Here is a 19,383-nt window from a genome sequence, read left to right on the forward strand (position 1 = left end):
GAAATCTCAATTAGAAAATTAGATTTCTGTCCTGCTCCTATTTTATATTAGTCACATTTCTAGGAAATCAAAAATTAATGTATTAAACTTAAATGGTGAATATAATTAAAGAGGAAATATGTAATGATGTAGGAGATGTAGCAACATGGAATGGATATTATTTGATAAAGACGGTACATTAATTTATTTTGACCGTAGTTGGATGAAGATAGGTCTGCAACTCGTCGATGATTTTATGGATGAATATCGAGAAAATATCAATGACGTGGATCGTGCTTACCGTCAGCTTGGTGTGATTGATGGCGAGATTCAACCGGGAACAATCATGGCTTCCGGTGCATTAGATGAAATGATCAAGGCGTTTTGCGAAATTGCAGGTCAAGATGTAACGCAGTGGGCACAACGCCGAAGTCAAACTTTAGTGGATCAACGTGTTCCTGAAAATATTTTAGTTGAAGGTATTACCGACACTTTAGACACATTGAAAAAGGATGGTTACCGTTTAGGTATTGTGACGAGTGATTCTAAAGTAGGTGTTGAACAATTTTTAGAAGCAACACAACTTGAACATTATTTTGATGTTGTGATTTCTACAGAAGCGGATGCGGTAGAAAAACCGAACGCTGAAGTATTGAATCCGTTATTTCATCACTACGATGTAGCACCACAAGATGTCATGATTGTTGGTGATACCGCTAATGATATACAAACAGGTGTAAATGCTCATCTTGGTTTGAGTGTAGCTGTATTAACTGGCGTAGGCTTAGAAGAAGAGTTCACTAAAGCAGATTATGTCTTCGAAACCGCAAATGAAATTATTAAAATTATTAAATAATAAGAGCAAAGCTTTGGGTTTATAATATTATTAGTAAAACATCTGAATATATAAAAACCAACGCAAAAGATTGATTTAATCTCTTGCGTTGGTTTTTTATTCATAGATTGTCTAACGTTGATCGACATTGCGATACGCACTAATAATACGGCTTATTTTTTCTATAACAGGTTCTAATGAATCAGGATCTTCGAGCAGATCATATTCATTGATATTGACGCGCACGACTGGGCAAGCATTGAAATCGCGAATCCATTCTTCGTAACGTGTATATAATTTCCTCCAATATTCAGGGTCTGTTTCCATCTCCATTTGACGACCACGTTGATTAATACGTTCTATTACTTCATCGTAATCGCATTCCAAATAAATTAATACATCAGGTTTCGGGAAGTAAGGTGTCATGACCATTGCATTAAACAATTCTGAGTATGTTTTGAAATCATCTTCACTCATCGTTCCTTGAAGTTGGTGCATTTTCGCAAAGATATCGACATCTTCATAAATTGAGCGATCTTGCACAAACCCGCCACCATATTCAAACATGCGTTTTTGTTCTTTAAAGCGTTCAGCTAAGAAGTAAATTTGTAAATGGAAACTCCAACGTTCAAAGTCATGATAAAATTTATCTAAATAAGGGTTATGATCTACATTTTCGAACGAAGTGCGGAAATTCAATCGCTCGGCTAGCGCACGTGTCAACGTGGACTTACCTACACCTACTGTACCCGCAACTGTAATAATCGCATCTTGAGGGATACCATATTTATTCATGTTTATAACCTCCAATGAGTGGTTCTACTAAATTTAAAATTTGTTGATAGTCCGCATCATTATTGACGAAATCCAGATTAGTCGTATCAATACGGATAACTTGTGTTTCTGAAGATTTCATTGACTCATAGAATCGTTGATAATCACGCTTTAGATTGAGCAAATAATCGTCTTCAATATGGTGTTCAAAGCTACGATTACGCTTGGCGATACGAGATTTTAAAACATTTAAATCAGCATCTAGGAAAATAATTACATTCGGCATTTCTAAATCTTCGGTGAGTATATTATAAATTCTTGAAAACTTATCAAATTCATCTTGTGATAGTGTATTACTAGCGAAGATTTTATTTTTATATATATGATAGTCGCTTACTACACCTGAATTGATGTGTTCAATATCTTGAAATTGTTTGTAACGATTACATAAGAAAAACATTTCTGTTTGAAAACTCCAAGTTGAAATATCGTCGTAGAAATTTGATAGAAATGGATTTTCATCTATAATTTCATTCTCTTCATAGAAGTGATAAGTTTGACTAAGTTTATGAGTTAAAGAAGACTTCCCAACGCCAATTGGGCCTTCGATAGCGATAAAAGTTTTTTTCATATTGAACACTCCAATGTTAAAATAGACATTCAATATTGTATCATATGTGAGGTGTGAGACACATGAGGGTTGATCAAAAATATATGGAAATTGCAATAGAAGAAGCCAAGAAAGCAGAGCAAATAGGTGAGGTGCCTATAGGTGCCATCATCGTTAGAGATGAAGAAGTGATTGCACGTGCACACAATTTACGTGAAACACTACAAGACCCAACTGCTCACGCTGAACATATTGCGATTCAAAGAGCTGCTACAGTGATAGGGAGCTGGAGATTAGAACGATGTACGTTATATGTCACACTGGAACCATGTGCGATGTGTGCAGGTACGATTGTGATGAGTAGAATACCACGTGTCGTTTATGGTGCTGAAGACCCTAAAGGCGGCTGTGCAGGCAGTTTAATGAATTTAATTGCTGAACCACGATTTAATCATCGTGCTGAAGTAACTACAGGGGTACTAGAACAACAATGTAGCCAATTACTCACTAACTTTTTTAAAAACTTGAGAAAAAATAAAAAAATCATACAAACAGACGATAATATAAATGTTTGATAATTTGTTAAAATAGTTTGTGTTACAACATCATTAATCTTTACATTATAACGTTAAATGTATGATGGATAATCATCAGAAATGAGGAAAATGCATGATAAAACTAATTGCGACAGATATGGATGGAACATTACTCAATGCAGCACACGAAGTCTCTGAAGAGAATATTCAAGCGATTAAATTTGCACAATCACAAGGTATTACTGTAGTGATTGCTACGGGTAGAGCTTTTTATGAGGCAAATACACCAATCAGTCAAACAGATTTGCAAGTTCCGTATATCTGTTTAAATGGCGCTGAAGTTAGAGATGAATCATTCAATATCATGAGTACTTCAAATTTAAATCATGAATTAATTAAAAGAGTAACAACTACGTTGAAAGCTGAAGATATTTATTATCAAGTTTATACAAACTTTGGAATATATACGGAAGACCCTCAACGTGATTTAGACATATATGTTGATATCGCTGAACGAGCTGGACAGAAAGCGGATGTTGAAAAGATACAAGCTGGAATCCAGAAACGTATCGATAATGGTACATTAAAGGTCGTTGACAATTACGATAAGATTGAGCAAACGCCAGGCGAAATTGTAATGAAGATTCTGGCATTTGATAGTGATTTAGAAAAGATCGACCGTGTTAAAGTCCAGTTATCAGAAGCGAGTAACTTAGCCGTATCTTCTTCATCTAGAGGTAATTTAGAAATTACACATGCTGATGCACAAAAAGGTATCGCTTTAGAAACGATAGCAGATCGTTTAAAGATTGATTTAAAAGATGTCGTAGCGATTGGCGATAATTTAAATGATGTTTCTATGTTAGAACGTGTAGGTCATCCGGTAGCAATGGGCAACGCTGAAGAAGCGGTGAAGTCAGAGGCCGAGTTTGTCACAACTTCAAATGAAGAAAGTGGCGTAGGTAAAGCAATTATGAAATTACTAAAAGAAAATAATAATTTATAATATGAGGTGGAAGTAATAATGAAAGGTTTAATCATCGTAGGCAGCGCAAAATCAGGCTCACATACAAACGCATTAGCACATTATTTGAAAGGACACTTTGGAGAGCATGATATCGAAGTTGATATCTTTGATTTAGCGGAAACACCAATTCATCAATTAGATGTTTCAGGTGCATCAGAACCAAGTGAAGCTTATTTAAATAATGTTAAATCACTACAATCTAAAGCTAGAGAAGCTGATTTCTTCGTATTAGGTACACCAAACTACCACGGTTCATTCTCAGGTATTTTGAAAAATGCTTTAGATCATTTAACAATGGATGATTTCAAAATGAAACCTGTTGGTCTAGTTGGAAATAGTGGTGGTATCGTGAGTGCGGAACCATTATCACATTTACGTCTAATCGTACGTACATTATTAGGTATTGCAGTACCAACACAAATTGCAACACATGATTCAGATTATAATAAATTAGAGGACGGCACATATTATCTTGATAACAACGAATTCCAATTACGTTGTAAATTATTCGTAGATCAAATCGTATCATTTGCGAATAATAGTCCATATGAACATTTAAAATAAATTGAATGTTAATTAATGTGATTGTTTTAGTTAATGGATAATAGGATATAAATTCTAGACTAATCAACCAGTAAATGAGTTTAATTAATTCATTTACTGGTTTTTTTATGTGCAATTATTTATAGATTGCAACGTGTCTAAAATTTTAGTGAACGACCATGGTGTTATCAATCATTATTATTAATCCTAAATATCAAAAACAATCATTTTTATTAATGATTATGTAGATGTATACTCAACTTATATACATAAAAGGGAGGAATGACTGTGGTCAAACATGCTTATCGACAATTATTATTAGGCATGTGTGCATTATTAATCGTCATGGCAATTGGAAGGTTTGTTTATACATCGATGATGCCATTTATGCAACATGGAACAAATATGACGAACCAACAGGCGAGTTTACTGGCGTCTGTTAACTATTTAGGTTATCTCATTGGCGCGATGATTCCTATGTGGTACGTGTTTAAGAGTAAAGTAACCGATATAAAGATTTATTTAATCATTAATATCGTAACGACAATTGCTACAGGTTTAACTGATGATTATATTATTTGGAATATCCTACGATTAATTTCGGGGATTACGAGCGGGACAGTATTTGTACTTGCTTCAAATGTTGTGTTAGAGGCGTTAAAGCTAGCAAGAAAAGGTAGTATATCCGGATTTCTGTATAGTGCTGTCGGAATCGGATTGTTCTTGAGTAGTATTTTTGTATTATTATTTACTAATACGAAGACATGGTCGCTCACATGGGTTATCCTCGGCGTTATTTCGCTCGCGTTAGGGCTATGTGTAGTGTTATTTATGAAAGAAAATCCAGTGATACAACAAAACAACACGCGTAAGTCCTCTGGACATGAGCAACAAAGTGAAAGTATAAAAACCCCAACTACAACGTTAAATAAGAAATTTATAGGCTTTTATTATATTGCTTATTTCTGTGAAGGTGCAGGTTACATTGTTACAGGTACTTTCTTAGTATCTATAGTCAAATCCATTCCTGAACTATCGAATTATGCAGCGCTCAGTTGGATGTTTGTCGGTCTCGGAGCGATACCTTCAACAGTTGTGTGGTCAATTATCGCTGAAAAGTATGGGTTCAACAAAGCGATATATAGTGCATTTGTACTGCAAATCATCGGTGTCATATGTCCTGTTATATCGCACCATAGTCTCAGTTTAATTATAAGTGCTTTACTATTTGGGGGTACCTTTTTAGGCTTAACGACACTCTTTATGTCTCAGGGTCAAACATTGATGTATCAGACGACGAGTAAGACGAATCTTGTAGCTACTTTAACGATTGTATACAGTATTGGCCAGATGATTGCGCCGTCGATTGCAGGTGTGCTCATTGGTGAAGGGAATAACTATAATGCTGCTTTAATCTTCGCAACAGCCGTATTATTAATTGGGTTATTTTGTAGTATAATCAGCTTTAAAATAAAGAAACGTGGAGAGATATAAATGAATATTGAAGATCTCAAAGCCTTTAAAAAAGTTGTTGAATTGCAGAGCTTTACGAGAGCAGCGACCGAATTGAACTTTGTACAGTCTAATGTCACTGCTAAGATAAAAAGACTAGAAGATCATTACCGAACTCAATTATTGTACCGTGATAAAAAATCAGTAACGCCTACACCTGATGGGAAAGTATTGTTAACTTATGCGAATCAAATATTAGATCGTATAAATGAGGCTGAGCAAACATTGTTAGGTGGCACATCTGCACCATTTCATTTTGGATCAATTGAAACTATTGCTGCTACGGTATTACCTAATGTACTAAGTGCGTTTCGTCAAGAGAAACCAGATGTACAACTACAAATTTCGACCAATGCGACGGCACAACTATTGCAACAAATCAGACATCGGAAGATTGAAGGTGCGTTTTTATCAGGTGAAGTCAACGACCCATCTTTATCAGCGTTACATTTATACAACGAAACGTTAGTCGTCATTACAGCTAAAGGTTATGGTAACCCATTGGAAAGTCATCAACCGCATAACATTATCGTCTTTGTAGAAGGGTGTTTCTATAGAGGCTACTGTGAAAATTGGCTCGACTATCATCAAGTTCAAGTCAATAACTACATCACCTTAAATACTTTAGATGGTATTCTAGGATGCGTGCAAGCTGAATTAGGATTTGCAATGCTGCCCAAATCTGTATTAAAAGAAGGGTACCACAACGACTTCGATGTTTATGAACTCTCCAGTCCTTTTGAACAAGTACCTATTTATTTCGTACATCGAGAAGATGTGATGCAAACACCCGTATTTAATCAATTCATGACGACATTACACAACTACTTTTGAAAATAACTAATAAAAAAGTATGGAACATAAACCCAAAATAATAGCACAAAGATGATTTTCAATTTCAAGCCATCTTTGTGCTTCTTTTATATATAATACTACGTATTCTCTGACTTCGCTTTCTTAGGGTGCCGTCTCAGCCTTGGTCTTCGACTGGCACTGCTCCCTCAGGAGACTCGTCATTAATACTACGTTTGTGTATTAGTGGATGATTATTTACTGTTAAAATGCTAATGATCATGTTTTAAGTAAATTTTAAAATGTACTCCTTTTTCTGTTGGTAAAATTTTAAATTTCCCATTATGATAATCTATCACTTCTTTAATAATCATCGTTCCTAAACCATGATTCTGTTTATTTTCTTTAGTTGTATATTTCGAATTGAATAATTGATCAAAAATATCTTCTTTGAGTCCAATGCCGTCGTCTTTATAATCAATAAGTAAAAAATCTCCATCATTTTCTAAAGTGACCTCAATGAAGGGGTTGAATTTATTATGATCAATACTATTGTCAATTAAATTCATCAACATTCTTTGGAAATAAAGTTTATTTCCGTAAAATTCATCATCGTGTAAATGGTTATTTAATTTGAATTTATCATATTGGATTGATCTAATAAGTTCATCGAAAGTCTTTGTCACATTGAATTTTTCTTTGTGCAATTTCATTTGATCAGTTTCATTTTTAAAGTTTTCGTTCAAACTGCTTATGAGTTTACTCATGTAAGAAGCTTTATCTGCGATGAGTTCTGAATGTTTGTGGACATCTTCTGTTTGAATTGAAAGTAATCTAGCATAACCATATATCGAAGTTAAAGGTGACTTTAAATCATGAGAAATTTGATTTAACCATTTTTCTCTATAGTAGTTAATTTGATTTTGATATATCCTGTTTTGAGTAAGTTGGGTATTTAGTGTTTCTACTGAATCATTAAGTTCTTTGAATAACTTTTTACTTCTTTTATTGTAATGTTTAGAACTTGGTTTAAATAACTTTCCTGCTGATAAATTTGCAATCCAATCGGTATAGAAAAATAAAGGTTTAGTAAGTCGTTTGGAAATAATAATTGCGAAAATAATTACAAATAGAAAGTTAAGTAAGAATAACAATAAGATAACTACAAATATAAATATGAGTGTCTTTTTTTCAACGGTGGATAAGTCATCATCTTGACCATAAATAATTTTTCTAGCTGCAGGGTTTTTAGTATATTTGAGTTTCCCGTCTACGATGTGATGTTGATATGGATTTAAATTATTTATGTACAGACTCTTTATTAATTTTTTAGTATTAATTTCGTTTGTATTTTTCAATTTAATATTTTCTTTTTTGGGATAAATAATAATAACGTTGGTGTTTTTGTTTCTGAAGGGAATTGCTTTTGTATTATTGATGTTATTAACAATTAATTTTTTTATATTTTTATGTTTACTAGGGTATTTTGTATTTCCTCGATTGTCGGTAATATATAATTTTGCGTTTTTTTCTTTTAGCATACGTTTGAAGTTGTCTTCTGGATCATAAGTATGACCTTTTTTAGATATTGCTAGGTCTGTATAAAACTCGTCTACTTCATTTAAATCTAAATAAACTAATTTAGTTATATTGGTAAAAAACAAAACAATTCCAATACTCATGATGATTAACGTTATAGTTAAAAATATAAAAATATATTTAAAAATTTTCAAAGTAAATCGTTTGTTCATATGATTAGCTCCTATAAATGTAGCCTTTGCCACGAATTGTTTGAATAAATTGGGGCGTATTTGCATCATTTTCAATTTTCTTTCGTAACATCCTTATATGTACCATTAACGTATTGTCGTCCACGCTTACTGAATATCCCCACACACGGTCGTATATTTGATTTTTAGTAAGAATTTGATTTTTATTTTCAATAAAATATTCTAGTAAATCATATTCTCTCGTAGTTAAACTAATCGGTTCGCCATTTAAAGAGACATCGGTAGTATCAAAATTAACGACTAAATTACCATTTTTATGTATATTGTTTTTTTCTATGTGTACACCTACTCTAAATGCTAGTTCAATTGGGTCAAATGGCTTTTTAACGTAATCTACTGCACCATGTTCAAATCCTTTATAGACATCAAGGTCAGTATCTTTAGCTGTCACAACAATTAATTTAGTTACATTATTATTTAAATATTTAACAAGTTGATATCCATTCTCCGACTTTAAGTTTAAATCTAGTAGTACGACGTTAAAAGTATACGAGCGTAATAGCTTTTCTGCACTTTGTATATCATCGGCAGTATAAATATTGCCAAATTGTTTATTCGACAACGCAATTTTTATTAAAGTTTGTATATCATGATCATCTTCTATTATTAATATTTTTCCATTCATCTTATACACCTCAATCTATTTTTAATTTTATATGTCTAATTAAATGATTTCTACCTGAAATTATAAATTTAAGATACATTTAAGGTTAATATAAGTGTGATTTTATTTTGGATTGCTAACATCATCATTGAGGTGAGAGAGATGAAAAGAATAGAAGTCGCAGATGGACTAAGAGGATTTTGTTTGTTAGGGATATTTATGGCCAATTTATTAATATTTCAATTTGGCTTATCAGGTCATAGCTTCATAGAATATTTTCATTTAGATACCGCAAATCAAAGTGTATTTAATTTGATATTGATTGTATTTGAAGGCAGTTTTATGCCGATATTTGCCATTTTATTTGGTTTTTCAATGGATAAATTATATCAATCAATGAAGTGGAGACAAATGAAAAGACCGAAATTAAAGTTATTGAGAAGAGCGTTCTTTTTAATCGTACTTGGTTTACTACATGGCTTATTTATTTGGGAAGGGGATATATTAACAACTTACGGTCTTGCAATGTTAATGATTATTCCTTTTATATCGTTAAATAAGAAATACTTTAAATGGTTTACGATTATAGGTTTTTCTATAATTGTCTTGATATTTAGTTTGTCAATATTTGGACAAGCAGAGAGTTCAATAAGTGCTCAAGATAAAATTAATTATATTCATGACATTAAAGAAATATTTGGTAATGGAAGTTATGCAGATATAAGAAATGTTGAAAATTTGACTGAAAATCCTAAGTTTGAAGACTTAGAACAACAATTAGGAAATGGAAAAGGAGTAGGTTTATTCTTTATAGGAGCCATACTTTTACAAATTCCTATTTTCACTTTAGGAATTTGTCTTTCAAGATACAAATGGTTCGAAAAAACTGCAAAATCATTTTGGTCGTCTAAACTATTTATATATTTAATACCTATTAGTTTAGTATTAAAATCATCCATATTATGGCTAGACAATGAAGGCGTGAGTGGTAGTTTAAATAATATTTTCGGAATACTATTAGCTTTTGGCTATATATGTTTATTCAAATATTTATATCAAAAATACACCACTTTTAAAATTTTCAGAGGTCTTGAAAATATGGGGAAGATGTCTTTAACAATGTACATTATGCAAAGTATTATTGGGACACTCGTATTATATAGTTACGGTTTAGGCTTATTTGGGAAAAATATACTAATTTATACTTCTCTAGGATTTATAGGGATATATGTCATTCAAATATTTTTAGCATCATGGTATCAAAAATACTTTAGATATGGGCCTTTAGAATATATTTTAAGAATGTTTACGTATTGGAAAGTGAAAGTTAAAGCTAAGGGGCAAAGTTAATCATGTTAAAAATTATAGAAAAATTAACAAGTGTTATGACAGTAATTTTAACGTTTTTACTTGTAACAAGGTTTTTTATTCAAAATCTAAATCATTATGCAGGTTTCGATATTAGTTGGTTTTGTTTAGAAAATCTACCGCATAGTTTTACGGTGGTTATCATTTTATTCATGATTTGTGTTGTAATGAATAGTATTTTTAAAAATAGCGACGAAAAAGGTTAAAAATCATCCTTCATTTGTATAGTGGATATACTCAATTTATTTAAATCGAGAAAAAACGCCATTGGAATAGCGTACAGCTTGTTTCAATGGCGTTTGTTATATCTGTGAGGGGGGGAGGACATTTTGACTTTGTGCGCTGGGAAACCGATATACGGCGTACCAAAAGCAGAATTTTCGGCAGAAACTCGTACAATTCGTTAAACTAAAGAACAGTTTCGCCTCTTTGTACGGTTCTGCTCAAATTCTAAACGCTTTTGTCCCGACCTCTTGCTTATTTTTTATATTTTAACTTCGCAAATGCGTCATGTTGGTGGATAGATTCTTCGTTACGACATTCGATGTCGAAGCCTTCGATCCAATCTATATCTACTAAAAATACATGTAATTTGACGTTTTTATATTCACTAATTTCATTATAATATGTCAGGGTAACCTAGTTTTTCAGGTGCATCGTTGCTAAATGCTACGAGTTGTAATCGTGGTCTTTCTGCTTTAGACATACGTGCTACCGTATGGACCACCGCTACAGCAGTTGACTCATAATCTAGGTGTACTGCAAATTTAGGATAGAACGAGATGATTACTGATGGTTGTAATTCATCTATTAAAGATTTAACCATCGCATCCATTTCTTCATGAGGTTCAAATTCTACAGTTTTATCACGATAACCCATCTTACGTAAGTCAGTAATGCCAATTGCATCCATTGCATCTTCTAACTCTTGTTCTCTAATATCGGGTAATGATTCACGTGTCGCGAACGGAGGGTTGCCTAAGTTACGCCTCATTTGTCCGAGTGTTAAACAAGCATACGTTACGGGTTCGCCGTTATCTTTATATCTAGCTAAAGTTCCAGTAGATGAGAAAGTTTCATCATCAGGTTGAGAAATAAAGGGTCCATACAAATAAATTCAGTAAATAAACAAAATCATTTTTTGCTAAGAAATAGATTGTGGTTTTTACATTAGAAAATGAATGGTGGATCAGCTTCATAATCTTCTTTATTGAGATGTTTTTCTTTGATGATTTCGCTCGCTTTTTTTCTCGAAGAATTAGATTGTTTAAGTATTTTGTTTAAATCTGGTGAAAATCTCATAGAATTCTCAAATTGGTTATTTTCATCGCCCCAAATTGTAGCTTTAAAATATAAGTTTTTATCATGATTGACATAACCTTTAATTTCAATTGCCCCCATTGGTGATATTTTGTTAGTAGTTAATGTTAGATTTTCATAGCCTTTTATATTCTTATTTAAAAACAAATCAATTCTTTTTTTCTGGGTATTAATATAATCGTTTTTTTGGTTTTCATGCAAGGTATAGATTCCTCCAGCGATAATTGTTAATATCATAATTGTAATAAAGATAAAAATGATTTTTTTAAACTTGCTCAATGTTTTAGCCTCCTAATAATATTTAATAAGCATAATTTATTGAATGAAAATAACAGATAAAACAAAAAATATTACTGATGATTCGTATGATGATATTAAAATTGGGGAATCTATTTCATCTCATAATCAAGGCAATTTCGAAATTATCGAAAAACGTGACAATACCACAAATGGCCTGCGTGCGTATGAGTTTGCTCCTGTTGTGAATGGTAAACCTGACACGAGTCAAATTGTGTTGAGAAATAAAAGTTCAATACAAATAATTCCAGTAAAAACCACAATCCATTTTATGCTAAAAAATAGATTGTGGTTTTTACATTAGAAAAAGAGTGGTGGATCAGCTTCATAATCTTCTTTGTTGAGATGTTTTTCTTTGATGATTTCGCTCGCTTTTTTTCTCGAAGAATTAGATTGTTTAAGCATTTCGCTTAACTCAGGTGAAAAACTCATAGAATATTCAAATTGATTATTATCCTCGCTCCAAATTGAAGCCTTAAAATCTAACTTTTTATCATGGTTAACATAACCTTCAATTTCAAATGCTCCCATTGGGGATATTTTAGTATTGGTTAAAGTTAGATTTTTATATCCGTTTAGATTTTCGTTTAAATATAAATCAATCCTTTTTTCTTGTGCATTTGTATAACAATCTTTTTGTTTTTTATGTATGATATAGATTCCTCCAATAATTAACATTATTATTATAAACACAATAAAGAGGAAAAAGAAAAGCTTATTTTTATTCAAAATTTTAGTCCTCCTGATAATTATTTATTAAAGGTGGTTTGTTATATGAAAATAACAGATAAGACAAAAAATTATATTGCTAATGATTCGTATGATGATATTAAAGTAGGTGAACCTATTTCAACCTATAATCAAGGTGATTTTCAAGTCATCGAAAAACGTGACAATACCACTAATGGGCTGCGTGCGTATGCGTTTGCTCCTGTTGTGAATGGTAAACCAGACACGAGTCAAATTGTGATAGGCTACGCTGGAACAGACGCTTTGAGTCTAAACGATCTCAAAACAGATACAAAATTACCTATTTATCATGATTATAACATAAAAAATATTATAATAGACAAAGAGTATAAAAATTAAAGAATACAACAATTAATAAAATTATAATAAGTCAGATTTAATTAGTGATTTCCATAATGATTTAACACATAATAATCAACCATTTATACATAACAACTTAAATTTCAATGCGAAAAATTGGGGCCAACCTCCAAATCAAATGGATGAAAGTGCGGCATTTACGGCGGCTGTAAAAAAGAAATATCCGAATAGTAAATTTTATGGCAGTGGACACAGTTTGGGTGGCTATCTGGCACAATATAATGGTGTGAAATACGACTTTGAAAATACGACGACCTTCGCAGCACCTAATCCAAATGGTGCGTTTTCAGCAGATGTCCAAAAAGACATTGATCAAGGTGTTTACGATGATAAAATAAAAAATATTGGTCATGATTTTGACATCGTAAATTCTCTAACTTTCTTCCAGCCGAGAATTGGCAAAGATGTTAAGACACCATATACTGCTGATGATTCAGTATCACTTTTTCCTTTTATTAAGCAACATTTAATCAATACATATAACCAATTTGATAAAGAGGGCAATGCAATCGAAATGAGTGATGCAGAAATTAAACAGGATCGTCAAAAGTTCAGGAACACTTTATTAAAGAAAATGCTGTCGACATCACTTTTTAGTATCAGTCCTAATGCGCTTTTCATGAGTAGAGCAATGGCATATTTTAAAAAATTAACTCAACAAGATGAAGGATCTGAAACCAAAAATGATGCGTATGCTTTCTATAATGAAGTCATCAACGTTTTGGGGAATGGCGGTACAAAATCATCTGTTAGCATTGGTTCAGGAGGCGCCCGTGGTTCGGGTAGAGAAATCAAAATTTTAATTGAGGGTGTACGAGAACTCGTTGAAATGTTGCGTAGTCATCGTTATTTGTATGATGAAGTGATGCATGGATTCGAGCAATTTGAAGAAAATACGGGGCGTAAGGCAGAACGTATATTAGATAAGTATGAATCTGAGCTCAGAAGTGGTTCGCATGAATACATCACGCCGGGCGATTTAGAACGTTATATGAAGCGTCTGTCGCAGAGTGGTTCAGCCGGTTCTTGGCGTTTCCACAATCATCGTCTAATGGAAGATGCGAAACAAGAGGTGGAACACAATCATAAGAATCTCATGGAATTTGCAGAAAAATTAGATTATGTTGTAGATCAATTTGTAGAAAAGGATATCGAAACGAGTGGTCGTTTTGGTTTATTTTAAGGGGTGATAAAGGTGGATTCGAAAGAGGAAACGAAAAAAAGACAAGAATTTGAACGTTTAGACCAATTAAAGCAAACCATGCGTGCTGAAACGGAACAAATGGTTGATGAGGAAGAAATTAGATTGGATTCTAAACATCGAGCAGTAGATGAAATGTTTAATATGTTGAATCGTTCAAACCATAATTTAAAAGAATTATTCGAAGGTGAAGCGAGTGATGCCGCTGAAGCTAATATAGATAAGCTCAAACATCAGCATGAACAAATGGATCAACTTTATGATGCGTTGTTAAAATCTATTCGGGTTAATTAATTTAATAAAATAGTCAAACTAAAAAAACGCCATTGGAACTGCGTACAGCTTGTTTCAATGGCGTTTGTTATATCTGTGAGGGGGCTGGGACATTTTGACTTTGTGCGCTGGGAAACCGATATACGGCGTACCAAAAGCAGAATTTTCGACAGAAACTCGTACAATTCGTTAAACTAAAGAACAGTTTCGCCTCTTTGTACGGTTCTGCTCAAATTCTAAACGCTTTTGTCCCGACCTCTTGCTTATTTTCTATATTTTAACTTCGCGAATGCGTCATGTTGGTGAATAGATTCTTCGTTACGACATTCGATGTCGAAACCTTCGATCCAATCTAAATCTACTAAGTCGGCAGCGATTAAACGGATAAGGTCTTCAACGAATCTTGGATTTTCATATGCGCGTTCAGTGACACGTTTTTCATCTGGACGTTTCAGGATAGGATAGAGGATAGAACTTGCATTCGCTTCCATCGCATCTAGTATCGTCTCTTTAAAGTTATCCATCAGTTCAGTATCTTTATCGATATAGGCTTTCACAGTTACGATACCGCGTTGATTGTGCGCAGAATACTCACTAATTTCTTTAGAACATGGACAAAGTGTTGTAACAGCCGCTTCAATCGTCACCTCTTTACGCGTCACTTGATCTTGGTCGATTGCTAAACCATAAGTGACATCTGCATGTCCGACACCTTTAATTTGTGTTACAGGACTTAAACGGTCAAAGAACCATTTTGCTGAGACATCAAGGCCGGCTGCATTTTGTTGCATGCTCTCTTGTAAGCTACGTAAGATTTGGTAAAGTGCGTTGAAATCGAGTTCTATACCGTTATGATAGTGTTTCTCTACGCTTTCAAGAATACGGCTCATGTTAATGCCTTTTTCGTCTTGGTTTAAGCTTGTTGAAAAGCTAAAGTTTCCTGCAGTTTGAAAACGATCTACAAGCACAGGGTAAACTAAGTTCTTAATTCCAACTTCTTCTATTTCAAATAGGAAATTTTTATGTGTGCTTTGTAAATCTGTCATCTGCTCTTTATTTGTCGGTTTCGTACCTTCTACTGGGTCGACGGAACCAAAGTGTTTCCACCGACCTGCTCTTGTAGATAAATCAAATTCAGTCATGCTATTGCCTCCACTTAAGATTCAAAGTTATATATATAATAAGGTTCAACTTCTAAGAAACTTTGTGCGCCTCCAGCGACATCTGGTGTTGCTAATTGTTTTAAGAATGGACCTGTTTGTGATGCATGTGCTTCGAATGCACGTAATTTAACGTCTTTGTATTCACCAATTTCATTTAATATGTCAGGTTCGCCTAGTTTTTCAGGTGCATCATTGCTAAATGCTACGAGTTGTAAGCGTGGTCGTTCTGCTTTAGGCATGCGTTCTACTGTGCGTACCACGGCTTCAGCAGTTGCCTCATGATCCGGATGTACTGCGAATTTAGGATAAAATGAAATGATGACTGATGGCTGTAATTCATCAATCAGTGATTTCACCATCGCATCCATTTCTTCGTGAGGTTCAAATTCTACCGTTTTATCACGATATCCCATCTTACGTAAGTCAGTAATGCCAATTGCGTCCATTGCGTCTTCTAGCTCTTTCTCTCTAATGTCAGGTAACGTTTCGCGTGTTGCGAATGGCGGATTGCCTAAGTTACGTCCCATTTGTCCAAGTGTTAAACAAGCATACGTTACGGGTACGCCGTTATCTATATATCTAGCTAATGTTCCAGCAGATGAGAAAGTTTCATCATCAGGATGTGGAAATATAACTAATACTTGACTGTCCTCTGCCATTATTCGACCTCCTTATACATGAAATGGTTGCGTGCTAATTTCGAGTGCAGCCGCAAGTTGACCTTCGTAGTTAAAGCCTGCTAAGAGGAATTCGCCTCTCTCGTTTATTTCGTAATGTGTTAACCCTTGAACATAAGTCCAACCGTTATCCTTTAATTTAAGCCCAACTCTGTATGGGTCTTTGTCTCCACCTTTAAGTTGCGCATGTTCGTATGTGACTTGGATATTTCTTAAAAAAGTACCTGCATTAAAAACACGTTGATCAAAGTGTGCAGCGTATGCCCCGTTTGTCGTTTCTACGTGTAAGTAGACAGGTTGGTTTGCGTATGAAGAAAGGATTTCTTGTACTTTCTGTTCATTTATTTGTTCCAAAGTGTTGCCTCCTTGCTCGTTTGAACCTGACATCTTCCCAATAAATAATAATAATTATCGTAATATATATATGATGAGTTCGATCACTTTGATTGTCAACTGGCATTTTAATTATTTAACTCAAATTATATACAATGTAATTGTGAAATGTTTATCTGTCTATTTTACTAGAAAAAGTTAAATAAATGTATATCTCTGCTCAATTTCTGTAAAGAATTTTAAAATATTGATAAGACTTTAAAGTACTCATCGCAATGCTTTTATTCCATAGTTAAAGACGTATAATGAAGGTGAGTTCGAAACTTAGATAATTAAGAAGATTGTGAATATATTTGTTGATTCAATGACATAGGGGGTTGTACTTTTATGAAAATAACAAACTTAGGTTCTCGTGATCACGCTTCATTTTATGTTGCATGTGAACTGTTTAACCAAATCAGTGAACAACCAAAAAGTATATTAGGATTAGCTACAGGAGGGACAATGATAGAAGTTTATCATTATCTCGTAGAGTTATTGTTAAAAAATAAGCAAGATGTGTCACAAATAGAAACATTCAATTTAGATGAATATGTCGGTCTGTCTCAAGATCATCCAGAAAGTTACCACCATTATATGCAAGATATTATATTTAATCCTTATCCTCATTTTTCAAAGGATTTAATACATGTACCCAATGGCGTTGCACCTGATTTAGAAGAAGAAGCGGAACGTTATGAAAGTTTAATTAATCAACAGGGGCCTGTAGATATACAAATATTAGGTATTGGTGAAAATGGTCATATCGGATTCAATGAACCAGGGACACCTTTCGATAGTCCAACACATGTTGTAGATTTAACTGAAAGTACGATTAAAGCGAATAGTCGTTATTTCGATAATGAAGCTGAAGTACCTAAACAAGCTATCTCCATGGGATTGAATTCAATCTTTAAAGCGAAACGTATTATTTTATTAGCTTTTGGTAAATCTAAACGAGAAGCAATGATGCGATTACAAGAGGGTAAAGTGAATCCTGATGTTCCAGCTACAATCTTACATGAGCATCCTAATGTTGAGGTGTATGTGGACGATGAGGCGATGCCTTAAACGTGGCTAGCGTTTAAATTGTATGCAAAAGGGTACGAAAACAATGTAAAAGCATTGATTTAATAGGGATATTTAATCATGACTTATGGAACATTTTAAACAATGGAAAGGATGATTAAAGTGGAATTACAATTAGCAATTGATTTATTAAATAAAGAAGAAGCTGCAGAGCTTGCAAATAAAGTGAAAGATTATGTAGATATCGTAGAAATTGGTACACCGATTGTGATTAATGAAGGTTTACCATCTGTACAACATTTAAATGATAACATTGATGGTGTTAAAGTGCTTGCCGACTTAAAAATCATGGACGCTGCAGACTACGAAGTAAGCCAAGCAGTTAAATTTGGTGCAGACGTAGTTACAATCTTAGGTGTTGCAGAAGATGCTTCAATCAAAGCAGCAGTTGAAGAAGCACATAAAAATGATAAAGAATTACTTGTAGATATGATTGCTGTACAAGATTTACAAAAACGTGCGAAAGAATTAGATGAATTAGGTGCAGATTATATCGCAGTGCATACAGGTTATGATTTACAAGCAGAAGGTGAATCACCATTAGAAAGCTTACGTCAAGTTAAGTCAGTAATAAATAACTCTAAAGTAGCTGTTATCGGAGGCATTAAGCCAGAAACTATTAAAGAAGTCGTAGCAGAAGATCCTGACTTAGTTGTTGTAGGTGGCGGTATTGCCAATGCTGACGATCCAGTAGCAGCTGCAAAACAATGCAGAGATGCGATTGAAGGTAAATAATATGACTGAATTTACAAATTATCGATTAATTCTCGATGAATTAGAACAAACATTATCCCATGTAAATGGTGATGAAGCAACGACATTTTTAAACCGTATCGTAGAAAGTGAACGTGTATTTGTTGCAGGTAAAGGACGCTCAGGTTTCGTAGCGAACAGCTTTGCAATGCGTTTAAACCAATTGGGTAAACAAGCTCATGTTGTTGGGGAATCAACAACACCATCGATTTCTGAAAATGATTTATTCGTCGTAGCATCAGGTTCTGGTTCAACAGAGCACTTACGTTTACTTGCGGATAAAGCGAAATCAGCAGGTGCTGAAGTTGTATTACTCACAACAAAGCCAGAGTCGGCTATTGGTGAATTAGCAAATGCAGTCATTGAATTACCTGCAGGCACGAAATATGACATAGAAGGTTCTTCACAACCTTTAGGTAGTTTATTTGAACAATCTGCACAAATATTTTTAGACAGTATTGTGTTAGACTTAATGAAATCACTTAAAGTCGATGAAACAACGATGCAAAGTAATCACGCAAATTTAGAATAATCTTTATTAATCAATAGACAAGGCATACTCATTAGTGAGTATGCCTTTTTTGTTTTTAAATTGATTGCTTTTGGGATGAAGTTCCACTTTAAAGGTTGAAAATGGGATTATTCAATATATGGTTTCCATAAATTGATTCAATATAATGCTTATTTGGGATTAATATGTTACGTGTTACCACATAGGATGAAAAGACAAATTGTAGAAATTAATGTTAAGATAACTT

At 33.6% G+C, this 19,383-nt stretch carries 24 protein-coding genes and 2 pseudogenes; 15 read left to right on the forward strand and 11 right to left on the reverse strand.

The window, feature by feature from the left end; all coding sequences use genetic code 11:
- Nucleotides 1–145: 145 nt before the first annotated feature.
- On the forward strand, nt 146–835 hold the full coding sequence (locus tag QQM35_RS04475) for an HAD family hydrolase (RefSeq protein WP_251518660.1): 690 nt from the start codon (nt 146–148) through the stop codon (nt 833–835).
- Nucleotides 836–946: 111 nt separating this feature from the next.
- On the opposite strand, the gene QQM35_RS04480 is transcribed toward QQM35_RS04475, so the two are convergent.
- On the reverse strand, nt 947–1,609 hold the full coding sequence (locus QQM35_RS04480) for a deoxynucleoside kinase (protein ID WP_342610542.1): 663 nt from the start codon (nt 1,607–1,609) through the stop codon (nt 947–949).
- A complete protein-coding gene (locus tag QQM35_RS04485; protein ID WP_342610543.1) occupies nt 1,602–2,219 on the reverse strand; it encodes a deoxynucleoside kinase in 618 nt (205 codons plus the stop codon). Before QQM35_RS04485 ends, QQM35_RS04480 begins: the two co-directional genes overlap by 8 nt.
- Nucleotides 2,220–2,281: 62 nt before the next feature.
- Between QQM35_RS04485 and tadA the strand changes: the two genes are divergently transcribed.
- The 5 genes from tadA to QQM35_RS04510 all read left to right on the forward strand — a co-directional run bounded on the left by tadA (nt 2,282) and on the right by QQM35_RS04510 (nt 6,650).
- Nucleotides 2,282–2,773 (forward strand): tRNA adenosine(34) deaminase TadA, encoded by a 492-nt coding sequence (tadA, locus tag QQM35_RS04490; protein WP_342610544.1) that lies wholly within the window; start codon nt 2,282–2,284, stop codon nt 2,771–2,773.
- A 94-nt stretch (nt 2,774–2,867) separates the two neighbouring features.
- Nucleotides 2,868–3,740 carry a Cof-type HAD-IIB family hydrolase gene (locus QQM35_RS04495; RefSeq protein ID WP_342610545.1) on the forward strand — a complete coding sequence of 291 codons (873 nt, stop codon included), beginning with the start codon at nt 2,868–2,870 and terminating at the stop codon, nt 3,738–3,740.
- An 18-nt stretch (nt 3,741–3,758) separates the two neighbouring features.
- Nucleotides 3,759–4,325, forward strand: coding sequence for an NADPH-dependent FMN reductase (locus QQM35_RS04500; protein WP_251518670.1), 567 nt, complete (start codon nt 3,759–3,761; stop codon nt 4,323–4,325).
- Between the two features lie 267 nt (nt 4,326–4,592).
- Nucleotides 4,593–5,798 carry a YbfB/YjiJ family MFS transporter gene (locus tag QQM35_RS04505; protein WP_425356337.1) on the forward strand — a complete coding sequence of 402 codons (1,206 nt, stop codon included), beginning with the start codon at nt 4,593–4,595 and terminating at the stop codon, nt 5,796–5,798.
- Nucleotides 5,799–6,650 carry a LysR family transcriptional regulator gene (locus QQM35_RS04510; RefSeq protein ID WP_251518674.1) on the forward strand — a complete coding sequence of 284 codons (852 nt, stop codon included), beginning with the start codon at nt 5,799–5,801 and terminating at the stop codon, nt 6,648–6,650. It begins immediately after the preceding gene.
- A gap of 230 nt (nt 6,651–6,880) precedes the next feature.
- Here the strand turns inward: QQM35_RS04510 and QQM35_RS04515 are convergent, their stop codons facing one another.
- The gene (locus QQM35_RS04515; protein ID WP_251518676.1) at nt 6,881–8,359 is read right to left on the reverse strand and encodes a sensor histidine kinase; all 1,479 of its coding nucleotides are present in this window, start codon (nt 8,357–8,359) and stop codon (nt 6,881–6,883) included.
- 4 nt (nt 8,360–8,363) lie between these two features.
- The gene (locus tag QQM35_RS04520) at nt 8,364–9,023 is read right to left on the reverse strand and encodes a response regulator transcription factor (RefSeq protein ID WP_251518678.1); all 660 of its coding nucleotides are present in this window, start codon (nt 9,021–9,023) and stop codon (nt 8,364–8,366) included.
- Nucleotides 9,024–9,164: 141 nt separating this feature from the next.
- Between QQM35_RS04520 and QQM35_RS04525 the strand changes: the two genes are divergently transcribed.
- Both QQM35_RS04525 and QQM35_RS04530 read left to right on the forward strand, forming a co-directional pair.
- Nucleotides 9,165–10,352, forward strand: a complete 1,188-nt coding sequence (locus QQM35_RS04525; RefSeq protein WP_251518680.1) for a DUF418 domain-containing protein — start codon at nt 9,165–9,167, stop codon at nt 10,350–10,352.
- 2 nt (nt 10,353–10,354) lie between these two features.
- Entirely contained in the window at nt 10,355–10,576 is a 222-nt protein-coding gene (locus QQM35_RS04530; RefSeq protein WP_251518682.1) for a hypothetical protein, read from the forward strand.
- A 271-nt stretch (nt 10,577–10,847) separates the two neighbouring features.
- Here QQM35_RS04530 and QQM35_RS04535 read toward each other — a convergent pair.
- The 3 genes and pseudogenes from QQM35_RS04535 to QQM35_RS04545 form a co-directional block, all read right to left on the reverse strand.
- Nucleotides 10,848–10,949: pseudogene (locus QQM35_RS04535) on the reverse strand (GTP cyclohydrolase, FolE2/MptA family); the annotation flags it as partial.
- Nucleotides 10,950–11,487 (reverse strand): annotated as a pseudogene (gene bshB2, locus QQM35_RS04540) (bacillithiol biosynthesis deacetylase BshB2); the annotation flags it as partial.
- Nucleotides 11,488–11,540: 53 nt separating this feature from the next.
- Entirely contained in the window at nt 11,541–11,969 is a 429-nt protein-coding gene (locus tag QQM35_RS04545; RefSeq protein ID WP_342610547.1) for a DUF1433 domain-containing protein, read from the reverse strand.
- 43 nt (nt 11,970–12,012) lie between these two features.
- Between QQM35_RS04545 and QQM35_RS04550 the strand changes: the two genes are divergently transcribed.
- Nucleotides 12,013–12,291, forward strand: coding sequence for a hypothetical protein (locus tag QQM35_RS04550; protein WP_342610548.1), 279 nt, complete (start codon nt 12,013–12,015; stop codon nt 12,289–12,291).
- Here the strand turns inward: QQM35_RS04550 and QQM35_RS04555 are convergent.
- Nucleotides 12,288–12,716, reverse strand: coding sequence for a DUF1433 domain-containing protein (locus tag QQM35_RS04555; RefSeq protein WP_342610549.1), 429 nt, complete (start codon nt 12,714–12,716; stop codon nt 12,288–12,290). The genes QQM35_RS04550 and QQM35_RS04555 overlap by 4 nt on opposite strands.
- Nucleotides 12,717–12,761: 45 nt before the next feature.
- Between QQM35_RS04555 and QQM35_RS04560 the strand changes: the two genes are divergently transcribed.
- The 3 genes from QQM35_RS04560 (at nt 12,762) to QQM35_RS04570 (ending at nt 14,592) form a co-directional block, all read left to right on the forward strand.
- On the forward strand, nt 12,762–13,076 hold the full coding sequence (locus tag QQM35_RS04560) for a hypothetical protein (protein ID WP_342610550.1): 315 nt from the start codon (nt 12,762–12,764) through the stop codon (nt 13,074–13,076).
- A 139-nt stretch (nt 13,077–13,215) separates the two neighbouring features.
- On the forward strand, nt 13,216–14,280 hold the full coding sequence (locus QQM35_RS04565; RefSeq protein WP_342610551.1) for a hypothetical protein: 1,065 nt from the start codon (nt 13,216–13,218) through the stop codon (nt 14,278–14,280).
- Between the two features lie 12 nt (nt 14,281–14,292).
- Complete coding sequence (locus QQM35_RS04570) at nt 14,293–14,592, forward strand: hypothetical protein (RefSeq protein WP_342610552.1); 300 nt, start codon at nt 14,293–14,295, stop codon at nt 14,590–14,592.
- Nucleotides 14,593–14,834: 242 nt separating this feature from the next.
- Here the strand turns inward: QQM35_RS04570 and folE2 are convergent, their stop codons facing one another.
- From folE2 to QQM35_RS04585, 3 genes are read right to left on the reverse strand one after another with little or no spacing between them, the layout of a single operon-like run.
- Nucleotides 14,835–15,713 (reverse strand): GTP cyclohydrolase FolE2, encoded by an 879-nt coding sequence (folE2, locus tag QQM35_RS04575; protein ID WP_251518684.1) that lies wholly within the window; start codon nt 15,711–15,713, stop codon nt 14,835–14,837.
- Between the two features lie 14 nt (nt 15,714–15,727).
- Nucleotides 15,728–16,393 (reverse strand): bacillithiol biosynthesis deacetylase BshB2, encoded by a 666-nt coding sequence (bshB2, locus tag QQM35_RS04580; RefSeq protein WP_251518686.1) that lies wholly within the window; start codon nt 16,391–16,393, stop codon nt 15,728–15,730.
- Nucleotides 16,394–16,405: 12 nt separating this feature from the next.
- Complete coding sequence (locus QQM35_RS04585; RefSeq protein ID WP_251518688.1) at nt 16,406–16,798, reverse strand: YojF family protein; 393 nt, start codon at nt 16,796–16,798, stop codon at nt 16,406–16,408.
- 333 nt (nt 16,799–17,131) lie between these two features.
- Here QQM35_RS04585 and nagB point away from each other — a divergent pair, with 333 nt between their 5' ends.
- The 3 genes from nagB to hxlB all read left to right on the forward strand — a co-directional run bounded on the left by nagB (nt 17,132) and on the right by hxlB (nt 19,157).
- On the forward strand, nt 17,132–17,854 hold the full coding sequence (gene nagB / locus QQM35_RS04590) for a glucosamine-6-phosphate deaminase (protein WP_251943392.1): 723 nt from the start codon (nt 17,132–17,134) through the stop codon (nt 17,852–17,854).
- Between the two features lie 120 nt (nt 17,855–17,974).
- Entirely contained in the window at nt 17,975–18,607 is a 633-nt protein-coding gene (gene hxlA / locus QQM35_RS04595) for a 3-hexulose-6-phosphate synthase (protein ID WP_251943390.1), read from the forward strand.
- A 1-nt stretch (nt 18,608) separates the two neighbouring features.
- Nucleotides 18,609–19,157 (forward strand): 6-phospho-3-hexuloisomerase, encoded by a 549-nt coding sequence (gene hxlB, locus QQM35_RS04600; RefSeq protein WP_251518694.1) that lies wholly within the window; start codon nt 18,609–18,611, stop codon nt 19,155–19,157.
- Nucleotides 19,158–19,383: the final 226 nt, after the last annotated feature.

Origin of the sequence: Staphylococcus hsinchuensis, from assembly GCF_038789205.1 — a bacterium.
GTDB classification, from domain to species: Bacteria; Bacillota; Bacilli; order Staphylococcales; family Staphylococcaceae; genus Staphylococcus; species Staphylococcus hsinchuensis.

Coding starts and splice junctions, on each gene's coding strand:
- QQM35_RS04520 (WP_251518678.1), bottom strand. CDS start 9,023: ATGAATGGAAAAATATTAATAATAGAAGATGATCATGATATACAAACT.
- tadA (WP_342610544.1), top strand. CDS start 2,282: ATGAGGGTTGATCAAAAATATATGGAAATTGCAATAGAAGAAGCCAAG.
- QQM35_RS04475 (WP_251518660.1), top strand. CDS start 146: ATGGAATGGATATTATTTGATAAAGACGGTACATTAATTTATTTTGAC.
- QQM35_RS04500 (WP_251518670.1), top strand. CDS start 3,759: ATGAAAGGTTTAATCATCGTAGGCAGCGCAAAATCAGGCTCACATACA.
- folE2 (WP_251518684.1), bottom strand. CDS start 15,713: ATGACTGAATTTGATTTATCTACAAGAGCAGGTCGGTGGAAACACTTT.
- QQM35_RS04480 (WP_342610542.1), bottom strand. CDS start 1,609: ATGAATAAATATGGTATCCCTCAAGATGCGATTATTACAGTTGCGGGT.
- QQM35_RS04485 (WP_342610543.1), bottom strand. CDS start 2,219: ATGAAAAAAACTTTTATCGCTATCGAAGGCCCAATTGGCGTTGGGAAG.
- QQM35_RS04585 (WP_251518688.1), bottom strand. CDS start 16,798: ATGTCAGGTTCAAACGAGCAAGGAGGCAACACTTTGGAACAAATAAAT.
- nagB (WP_251943392.1), top strand. CDS start 17,132: ATGAAAATAACAAACTTAGGTTCTCGTGATCACGCTTCATTTTATGTT.
- QQM35_RS04560 (WP_342610550.1), top strand. CDS start 12,762: ATGAAAATAACAGATAAGACAAAAAATTATATTGCTAATGATTCGTAT.
- QQM35_RS04515 (WP_251518676.1), bottom strand. CDS start 8,359: ATGAACAAACGATTTACTTTGAAAATTTTTAAATATATTTTTATATTT.
- QQM35_RS04550 (WP_342610548.1), top strand. CDS start 12,013: ATGAAAATAACAGATAAAACAAAAAATATTACTGATGATTCGTATGAT.
- QQM35_RS04565 (WP_342610551.1), top strand. CDS start 13,216: ATGGATGAAAGTGCGGCATTTACGGCGGCTGTAAAAAAGAAATATCCG.
- QQM35_RS04495 (WP_342610545.1), top strand. CDS start 2,868: ATGATAAAACTAATTGCGACAGATATGGATGGAACATTACTCAATGCA.
- QQM35_RS04525 (WP_251518680.1), top strand. CDS start 9,165: ATGAAAAGAATAGAAGTCGCAGATGGACTAAGAGGATTTTGTTTGTTA.
- hxlB (WP_251518694.1), top strand. CDS start 18,609: ATGACTGAATTTACAAATTATCGATTAATTCTCGATGAATTAGAACAA.
- bshB2 (WP_251518686.1), bottom strand. CDS start 16,393: ATGGCAGAGGACAGTCAAGTATTAGTTATATTTCCACATCCTGATGAT.
- QQM35_RS04530 (WP_251518682.1), top strand. CDS start 10,355: ATGTTAAAAATTATAGAAAAATTAACAAGTGTTATGACAGTAATTTTA.
- QQM35_RS04510 (WP_251518674.1), top strand. CDS start 5,799: ATGAATATTGAAGATCTCAAAGCCTTTAAAAAAGTTGTTGAATTGCAG.